1 protein-coding gene is annotated in these 10,113 nt (G+C 65.4%); it reads right to left on the bottom strand.

Features of this window, described 5'->3' with window-relative positions; genetic code table 11:
- The coding region (locus HMPREF2581_RS15400) for a DUF637 domain-containing protein (RefSeq protein ID WP_177345068.1) at positions 1 to 10,113 on the bottom strand (10,113 nt) is incomplete at both ends.

Genomic DNA, 10,113 nt, shown 5'->3' on the forward strand with positions numbered 1-10,113 from the left:
TTTCCCTCCAGTTCTTGACCAGCTCATAAACACCCACTGCGGTTTCAGCTGTCGAAAGACCGATGCCTCCTCCAACACCTACGACGATACCGACATCCTGCTGGGCCGAAATAATTGCCCATTTGGCTTCTATTCCGGTTTTGCAGAGCGGTTTGTCCTTGCAGCCATCGACCTCCTGCCGCTTCTTCTCCTCCTGCCAATGACTGAGGTAGTTGTGTTGGGTGGCATTCCCCGCCACCCAGGCTCCTGTCTGCAAGCTCTTGGCGTCCGCATCGCCCTGCGTCGAAGCCGCCAGCACGCCGATCAACTGCGAACTCATGATCAGCAGGCCCTTCTTGTCATCGATGGGCAGGCTGGCGTATTGCTTGGCGAGGCTATCCACCAGCGCCTCGTTGACTCCCGCAGCCAGGGCTCCGGTACGGAAATCGCCACCGACCGCTTCGGCGGCCAGACCTCCCATTAGGGCGTGCAAGCCGATCTTGCCGAGGCTGCCGTCGTCCAGTACGCCATGGGTGGTGTCGCCAATCAGCTTGAAGCCGTAGGCCGCGAAGGCATTTGCCAGGCTGTTTTGCAACGCATCGCCCAGGCTGCCCTTGCCGCCCAGCGCTCGGTCCAACAGCACCGAAGTGCCATTCTGCAGCAACTGGTTCGAGGTGAACTGGCCCACACCTTGCCAGGTGCTCAACCCTGCGGCGGGCGCCACGGCCCCGGTGTTCGGTAGAGCGGTCGAGGTGCCGGTCTGGGTCGAGGTCCATTTGTCGTAGACGCCGGCAGTCAGCCCCGCAGTCGTGCCAGCGACTACATAGCCCCTCAGCGCATCGCTGGAGGTCACGTCCTTGACGACATCCCCCAGGTTTCCCCGGTTGTTGATGGTGCTGATCGCTCCATTGCTGGCCATGCCCATAGCCACGGCAGTTCCAGCGGCATTCGCCCAGCCGGCGGCAGCTGTTCCTACTGCTGTACCGGCCTGGACCATTGCAGTGCTACCGGCAGCAGCCATCATGCTTCCTGAGCCCGCCCCCACACCCGCCATCGATCCCAATGCCGCACTCGCCGCACCCGCCGTGAAGTAAGTCACGACAATCGCTATCGCCAACTGCGCGCCGACGCCCAGCCCGGAGTTGCTGTACTTCCAGCTGTCATGCAGTTCCTGCACGCGCCGCCAATCCACATCGCCGCGCTGCTCCATCTGCTTCAACCAGGCCAGTTGCGGATCCGCCTGCACCATCGCATCGATGGTCTGGCTCACGGTCTTCTGGTCGATGTGCTTGAGGTCGATCTTCAGGCCTTCCACGGCCTTGATCGCCAGGTTGCCCTGGGCGACGAGCTGGCTCTGGCGTACGGTTTCGTCGGTCTGGCCCTTGCCCTTCGACGACTGCCACGCCAGGTCGCCCTTGCTCTTCTCGTGGCTCTCCTGGTGCAGGTCCTTCACCGCGTCGAAGGTCACCGCGCCGCCGCTGACGATGGCCAGGTCGTTGCCCGATTCCAGCTTCGCGCCCTGGTAAGTCTGGTCGCCGCCACTGAGCAGGGTGAGGTCGCCGCCGCTGGATATTTGGCTGCCCACTGCCGTCACATCGGTGATTTCGTCGCGCCGGGTCTTCTTGCTACCGAAGCTGCCTTTGCTCTTCTTGTCGTAGAGGTAGTAACTGCTGTCGTTGGCGGCCAGCAGCTCCAGCTTGTCGCCGGCCACCAGGTAGGCTTCGTCGCCGGCGCTGGCCTGGCTCGCGACCAGCCGCAGGTCCTGTCCGGCATTGATCGCCAGATCGCCGCCAGCGTCCACGCGAGTGGCCTGCTGGGTGATCTTGTCGTCCTGGAAAGTGACCTTCTTGGTCTTGCCATAGGCATGCTCTTCGTTGGCAGCCGCGACCAGGCCCACATCGCGACCCGCCTCGAATGTCACGTCGCGACGAGCGTCGATGTGGCTGCCCGCGACGCTGATATCGCGTCCGGCGCTGACGCTGATATCGCGCCCCGCCACGACCTCGGCGCCCATCTGGGTCGTCTGGGTCTGGTATGCCTGGCTTCCTGCCGTCCAGCCCCGCTCCGCTACCGCAGCCGAAACCAGGACATCCCTGCCGCCTTGCAAGGCGAGGTCGCCCTTGCTGTCGATGACACCGCCAATATTGGCTACATCGCGTCCTGCCGAAACGGTCAGCTTCTGCGCAGCCTCGATACGCGCGGCGCTATCGGCAAATGCCTCAGTGGTACCGGTTCCCCTGTAGGAGGACTGGTGCTGGGTCACCGTCCGTTCATTGATGACGTCTCCGGTAAGGGCGGAGAGGCTTACCTCGCGCCCGGCAATGATGCCGCCCTGGTCATTGCGGATGGAGCCGCTGGCCAGCAGGTCGAGGCGGTTGCCGGCCTCGATCAGGCCGCTGTTGTCGATGTTGCCGGCTGTCGCGCTGAGGTCGTTCTGCGCGCGCAGGGTACCGGCGTTCCTCAGGTCCCCGCCGGTGATCAGGTTCACGTCGCGCCCCTGGATCAGCGCGCCGTTCGGGCCCAACCGCCCCTCGGCCTGGGCCAGGTAGACCACGGGGGCGAGGACCTTCTCGCCATTCACCTCGACTTCTTCCAGCCAAACGATGTCGTGGGTCAGCGCGGCCACCTGGGCGGCGCTGAGGGTGACGCCAGGGGTCAGTCCCAATACGTCCTTGCTGGCGATGGCGTTGTCCATCAGATAGCGGAACATCGCTTCGTCGCTGTTCAATCCGGCGATGAAGCGCTGCCCCGTACGCTGGACGATCGCTTCGCGTACCAGGCGCTGCTCGTATAGACCGTCGCCCAGGCGCTTCTTGCTGTCATCCGGATTGATACCCAGGCCACCGAGCAGGTAGTCCGAGTTGAGGAACTGCTTCAGCTCGGTGAGCGCCGGGTTGGTCTCGATCAGATACTTGTGGCTGTTGCTCGGTGTGGCATTGCTGGGCACGCCCTCAACGCGCGCAACCGACGGCAGGGTTTGCAACGCTGGCTGCCCAACCGGAGGCTCGGCAAGAACGGCGCTCCGCTCTTCGAGGCGAGGTAGGCTGCCCTGAGCCCTAACGGCCGAAGGCAGTGCCTGCACCGACGACTGCTCAGCCGGCAGATCGGCAAGGATGCTGCCATTGCCACCTGGACTGGAGACTACCCCCTCTACACGCACTGTCGAAGGCGAGGCCTGGACCGTCGCCTGCGCACCCTGCCAATTGGCGAGAATAGTTCCATTCCCATCGTGACCGGGCACTGTGCTTTGAATACGATCAGCCGCGGGAAGGCTTGAGAACGAGGGTAGACCAGCGCGCAGATCGGCGAGGATGACGCCATTGCCGCTGTGACCCGATGCATTGCCCTCGACGAGTCCACCCAGTCCCGTGGTCGCCTGGTGCTCACCGGCCTGGAAACGGCCAGTGTTTCCCCCGTCGCCCGAGATTGGCGCAGAAGCCCGTAGCGCATCGATAGCCTCAGCTACCCGGCCCTGATAGGCGGAACCGGCAAGCGAGGTGACCCGATCATCGCCGACACGACGCGCCTGGGTACTCCAGCCACTTGCGTCACTGCCTGCCTGTGCGGATACAGATACGCCATGGCCGCTCTGGGTGAGATCGCTGGCGGATTTCAGAGCACCACTTGCCTGGTTCACCTGGGCTCCTTGGGACGCCAGGCGGAAGAGCCCATTCTGGCCTTGAGGCAGGCTGAAGCCCGGTAGGGTGAGAGGAGTGATCTGTTGCCTTGCCAAGTCTGGTGGCAGTTGACTGTTCAAGTTGACAATAGTAGATGAGGTATTAGCCGACACTTGTGTATTCAAGGCTATCCCTAGCTCGGACGATACCGGCAGTCCTTCTCGAACGACGCTATTATTTATTTCTTGGCTAGCCGTGATACTGACCTTTCCCGCCGCCTGCACAACGGCATCAGCCACACCTTTCTGTGCACCATCCGAAACAGTAAGAACATCAAAGTAATTGACATTCCTTATTGCATCAGGAAGTGGCACCCTTACACCTTCTGTGTATTTCGCCTCAGGAAATATTCCATAAAAATTACTAGGTGTAATAAAGGTCCAGTAATCTTGCCAACCAATCAACACATGGGTTTCTCGGTTAGCCGTCCCTCCCATTTTCCAACCAGTATAGGCAATCGACTCATTCCAGTTCTCATCCCAATAATGTATGGATCCACCACTGACGGTATTTGGAGCCCCGCCTCTTCTGGAAGGAAGATATTGCGAATCATTCGAAGCATTATATTCCATTACCGAGCGCCAAAAACTCAGAATACTTTTGTCTTCGCGCAGCCAAGGGTGTTCGAAGGATCTCCTTACCGAGTACTTTCCTAATGTAGCGCCCTGATTGGTAAATCTGTCTACACGCACATCGATGTCTTTCGAAGCCGTTACATAGGATGCCGAATTGAGAAAATCTGAGCCCAGCACATAGAGACTCCCTCCTGCAGAAATACTTGCGGATGGAGCATCAGCTTTCAGACTCGACTCGTAATTCTCCAGCAAGACCATGTGGCCGTTACCAGGCGACGTTCTCCGCATCCCGATTGCACTGGAAACAAGCTCAGATGACACCTCAAAAAATTCTTTCTTATTTACGATATTGCTGGCAGAAATCCTGGTATCTCCAGAGCTTTCTATATTCGCCGAGATATTTTCCAGGCTGGCGGCACGGTTGCCGGCATCGTCGCGGGCGATATCCAGCCTGCCGAGGCTGTACACATCCCCGTAGAGGTTGGTGATGTCGCCGGCGCGCAAGGTCATGTCGGCGCCACTGAACAGCAACCCGCGCTCGTTGAGCAGGGCGGGCGCGTTCAATCGCAGGTTGCCGCCGCCGCCCAGGGTGCCGTAGTTGTTCAGGCTCGCGGCGCTGGCCACGAGGTCGCCGGCGGCGGTGATCCGCCCACGGTTGACCAGCAGGTTGCCGGCGCCGAGCGTGACATTGGCGCCGCCGGCGAGGCTGGCGGCGTTGCCGAGGTCGAGGCTGGCGGCGTTCAGGGCGAAGTCGCCGAGGCTGGTGGCGCGGCCGTTGCCACGGTAGCCGCCGCTCAGGTCGAGGCGCAAGCTGCCGTCGCTGGCCAGCAGGCCGTCGTTGCTCCAGTCGCCGCCGCGGCCAGTGAAGGACTGCACCGCCAGCAGCTTGCCCTCGGCCGTCTGGCGGAAGGTGCCGATGTCCAGGTTCAGCCGTCCGGCTTGCAGCACGCTGCTGTTGGTCCATTCGCTGGCGCGGATGTCCAGCAGGCCATTGGTGGTCAGTTCGCCGCCGGCGCGGATCACCTGCCCGGAATCCAGGCCGAAGGTGCCGTTGCCAGTGTGGAGGATGCGCCCGCCGGCGTTGGCCAGGCTGCCCAGTTGCAGGTCGAGGTCCTGGTTGGCGCTTTCCAGCACGCCGTAGGCGTTGTTCAGGTCGCCAGCGACCAGCCGCGTGCTGCCGCTGCGGCCAAGGGCGCGCAGGCTGCCGCCGCTGTTGTCGATCGCGGCGGCGCGCAGGTGCAGCTCGCTCTCGCTTTCCAACTGGCCGAAGCGGTTGGCCAGCGCGCCGGCCAGGCTGAAGTCGATGCGCCCGGCGCCGACCTTGCCGCCCTGGCCCGCCGCCGCGCCCTGGTTGAGGAAGCGCTGGCCGTCGAGGCTGAGCAGGCCGCTGGCGTAGAGGCCGCCACCCTGGTTGTCGAAGTCGGCGGTGACGATGCGGTTGTCGCCGCCCAGCGCCGAGAGATGGCCCTGCTGGTTGCGCACGCCTTGCCCGGCGCGAATCTCCAGCGACTGCGCCTGGGTGACGCCGGCGCTGTTGTCGAACAGCCCGGTGACCAGCTTCAGCCAACCCTTGGCGCTGTTGAGCACGCCGCCGGCGCCGTTGTCGAGGCTGCCGCTCTGCAGGTCGAGGTTGCCGGCCCGGCTGTCCAGGCGGCCGCCCTGGTTGTCCAGCGCGCCGCCGATACGCAGCCGGTTGTCACCCTGGGCCTGGAGCGTGCCCTGGCGGTTGTCCAGGCTGCCGGCCTGCACCTCGAGGGCGCCGGCCTGGCTGAAGATCAGGCCGTCCTGCTGGTTGCGCAGGGCGCCGCCGCCCAGGCGCAGGCTCATGTCGGCCTGGCTGGCGAGGGTGCCGGAGGCGCTGTTGTCGAGGCTGCCGGCGCTGATCTCCAGCAGCCCCTGGCTGACCAGCTTGCCGCCGCGGTTGTCGACGCTGGCGCTGCGCAGCAGCAGGTCGCCGCCGCTGGCCAGGCGCGCCGCGCCGGTGTTGACCAGGGCGCCGCCGAGGATGGCGTCGAGCCGGCCCTGGCTGATCAACTGGCCGTCGCTGTTATCCAGGCTGGCGCCCTTGAGCAGCAGGCTGCCGCCGTTGATCCGGCCGCCGGCGTTGTTCAGCAGCGTATCGTCGCGCTCGAAGCTCAGCGCGCGCTGCGCCGAGACCAGGCCGCCCTGGCCGTTGTCCAGCTTCCCGGCGATGCTCAGGGTCACGTCGCTTTCGCCGGAGACGATGCCCTGGGCGTTATCCAGGCTGGCGGCGTCGATCCGTTGCGCGCCCTTGCTGACCAGCGCGCCCTGGCCGTGGTTGTCCAGCGCGCCGCCGAGGCTGATGGCCAGCTCGCCGTCCTTGCTCGAAAGGGTACCGCCGGCGCTGTTGTCCAGGCTCCCGCCTGTCACCGTCAGGCCCTGCCATCCGGAGAGCAGGCCGGCGCCGGCGTTGCCCAGCGCGTCGGCGTCCAGGCGCAGTTTCCCGGCGCTGATGATGCGCCCCTGCTGGCCGTTGTCGATGCGCCTGGCCAGCAGCTCGAAGCCCTGCTGGCTGGAAATCTCGCCGCCCTGGCGGTTGTCGAGGACGTTCAGCCGCTCGATGCTCAGCGGGCCGCGGGCACTGATCAGGCCGCCCTGGTTGTCCAGGTCGCCGCCTCGCAGGTCGAGACTGACGCCGCGCTCGCCGACCAGCCGGCCCTGGCGTTGCACCAGGCGCTCGACCGTCAGGCGCAGGTCGCCCCGGGCGGAGATTTCGCCGCCGTCGGCGGAATCGACGCGCCCTGCCGTCAGTTCCAGTTCGCCGTCGCTGGTGAGCAGGCCGCCACGGTTGTCCAGGTTGGCGGCGCTCAGGCGCAGCGACTGCTTGCCACTGAGGGCGCCGCCACGGTTGTCGAGGTCGGCGCTGCTGACGTCCAGCACGCCCTGGCTGGTCAACTGGCCACCCTCGGCGTTGTCCAGCGCGCCAGTGGCGACGCTCAGGCCGGCGTTGCCGGAGAGCAGGCCCTTGCCGCTGTTGTCCAGCGAGGCGCTGGCGAGCGTCAGGCGGGCGCCGGAAACGGTGCCTTCGGCGTGGTTGTCCAGCGCGCCGTCGACGCGCAGGTCGATGCCGGCGCGGCTGGCCAGGGTGCCCTTGGCGCTGTTGTCCAGGCGAGCGGCCGCGATGTCCAGGCCGGCGGCGCCGGAGATCACCCCGGCCAGGCTGTTGTCCAGGGCCTGGGCGATGCGCAGGGTCAGGCTGTCGGCGCCGATCAGGCGCCCGCCGCGGTTGTCCAGGCTGGCGGCGGCGAGGGTGAAGGCGCGGTCGCTGGAGATTTCCCCGCCGACGCCGTTGTCCACCGCGCCGAGCTGGCGCAGCAGCAGCGCGCCGGGCGTGGCGATCAGGCCGCCGTCGCGGTTGACCAGCGTGCCGCCATTGAGGTCGAGGGTGACGCCGGTTTCGCTGACCAGGACGCCGCCTCCGCGCTGGTCGAGGCCTTTCAGGTTGGCGTCGAGCAGGCCCTTGGCGCTGATCCGGCCCTGCTGGCCGTTGTCCAGCCGGGCGGCCACCAGGGTGATGCCGGCGTTGCTGCCGATGCCGCCGTTGCGGCTGTTGTCCAGCACGCCGGTGCGGATATCCACCGCGCCCTTGGCGCTGATCACGCCGGAACGGCTGTTGTCGAGGCTGGCGCCCTTCAGCGTCACGCCGGCATCGCTGAGCATCCTGCCGCCCTGGTTGTCCAGCGCGGTCTGGCTGGTCAGCGCCAGCGCACCGGCGCTGGAGAAGGTTCCGCCACGGTTGTCCAGGCGCGCGGCGCGCGCCGTCAGGCTGCCTTCGCTGACCAGCGCGCCGCCCTGGTTGTCCAGCACGCCGCCGAGGCTCACGCTCAGGCTGTTCTGGCTGTCGAGCCGACCGCCGTCGCCGTTGAACAGTTCGCCGCCGTCCAGACTCAGGCCGTCGCGCCCGGCCAGCACCCCCTTGGCCTGGTTCAGCAGGCGCTGCACGGTGAGGCGCAGGCCGCTGTCGCCGATGACCTTGCCGCCGCGGTTGTCCAGTTGCTCGCGGGCGTTCACGGCGACCTTCGAGGTGCTGGAAATCTCGCCGGCGCGGTTGTCGACCTGCCGCGCCTCGATAGCGATGTCGCCATTCGCGGCGATCAGCCCGGACTGGCTGTTGTCGAGCGTGTCGGCGCGAAGGTCCAGGCTCCCCTGGCTGACCAGTTCGCCGCCTTGCTGGAGCAGCGTACCGACCGCCGCCTCCAGCACGCCTCTGGCGGCGATACGGCCTTGGTTGCCGTTGCTCACCTGGTCGGCTACAAGCTCCAGGCGGCCTTCACTCACCAGGCTGCCTTGTTCGGCGTTGTCCAGGCTGGTCACGCTGATACGGGCATCACCCTTGCTGCCGATGATTCCCGCACGGTTGTCCAAGACCTGAGACTCGATGGCCAGTCCGTCGGTCGCCAGGACCTGCCCCTTGAGACTGTTGTCCAGTGTCTTGGCGATGCGCAGGGTCAAAGCTTCGCTGCTGATCAGCCGCCCGCCCTGATTGTTCAGTGTGTTGGCGGCGAGGGTGAAAGCACGGTCGCTGGATATCTCTCCGCCGACGCTGTTGTCCACCATGCCGAGTTGGCGCAGCAGGAGCGCGCCAGGCGTTGAAACCAGACCGAGGTCGTGGTTGTCCAGGGTGCCACCGTTGAGGTCGAGGGTGACACCGCGCTCGCCGACCAGCGAGCCTCCCCCCTGCTGAAGCAACCCTTTCAGGTTGGCGTCGAGCGTACCCTTGGTGCTGATCCGTCCTTCCCGGCCGTTGTCGACCAACCCGGCGACCAGGGTGACGCCCGTATTGCCGCCAATGGATCCCTTCTGACTGTTGTTCAGGGCTCCGGTACGAATGGCCACAGCCCCTTTCGCACTGACCAGGCCCGCACGGCTGTTGTCGAAGCCAGTGCTGTTCAGGGTGGCTCCAGCATCGGTCACCAACCTGCCACCCTGGTTGTTCAACTCGCCCCGGCTGGTAACGAGCAGGCTACCCGCACTGGAGAAAGTCCCCGCCTGGTTATTGACCTGGTCGGCCTTCACTGTCAGCGACCCTTCGCTGACCAGTGCACCGCTCCCCTGGTTGTCCAATGCACCACTGAGCGTTACATCCACCTGGCGTTGGCTGCTGAGCAGGCCGCCATCGCCATTGAGCAGTTCCGCGCCGTCCAGGTGCAATCCATCGCGACTGGCGAGCACACCCTTGGCCTGGTTCAGCAGGCGCTGCACGGTTAGGCTCAGCTCACTGTCGCCGATCACCTTGCCCCCCCGGTTGTCCAGTTGTTCCCGGACAGCCAGAGCCACCTTGGCCACGCTGGATATTTCCCCACCGCGGTTATCGATCTGGCGTGCCTCGGCGGTGACCCCGCCATCGGCGCTCACCAGGCCGCCATTGCGGTTATCCAGGCTATCGGCGTCGAGAGTCAGCGTCCCCTGACTGGCCAGTTCTCCACCCTGCTGCTCCAGGGTGCCAACCGTGACCTGCAGATCGCCCTTCGCGGCAATGCGCCCCTTGGCGCTGCTCACCTGCTTGGCGGTCAGATCCAGGGCGCCTTCGCTGACCACGCGGCCTGCCTCGTTCTCCAGGCGGTTCACCCCGATGCGTGTATCGCCCTTGCTACCAACGATGCCGCTATGGTTGTCGAAGACGAGTGCAGCGACATCCAGCCCTCCGCTTGCGGAAAGAACGCCTTGGAGGCTGTTGTCCAGTGCCTGGGCGATGCGCAGGGTCAGGGAGTCGCCGCTGATCACGCGGCCACCCCGGTTGCTCAGCGCGGTCGCGGCGAGGGTAAAGCTTCGATCGCTGGAGATCTCGCCACCGCCACTGTTGTCCACGACACCCAGTTGCCGCAGCAGCAAGGTTCCAGGCGTGGCGATCAGGCCCTGAG

Source organism: Pseudomonas sp. HMSC057H01, from assembly GCF_001836405.1.
Classification (GTDB): Bacteria; Pseudomonadota; Gammaproteobacteria; order Pseudomonadales; family Pseudomonadaceae; genus Pseudomonas; species Pseudomonas aeruginosa.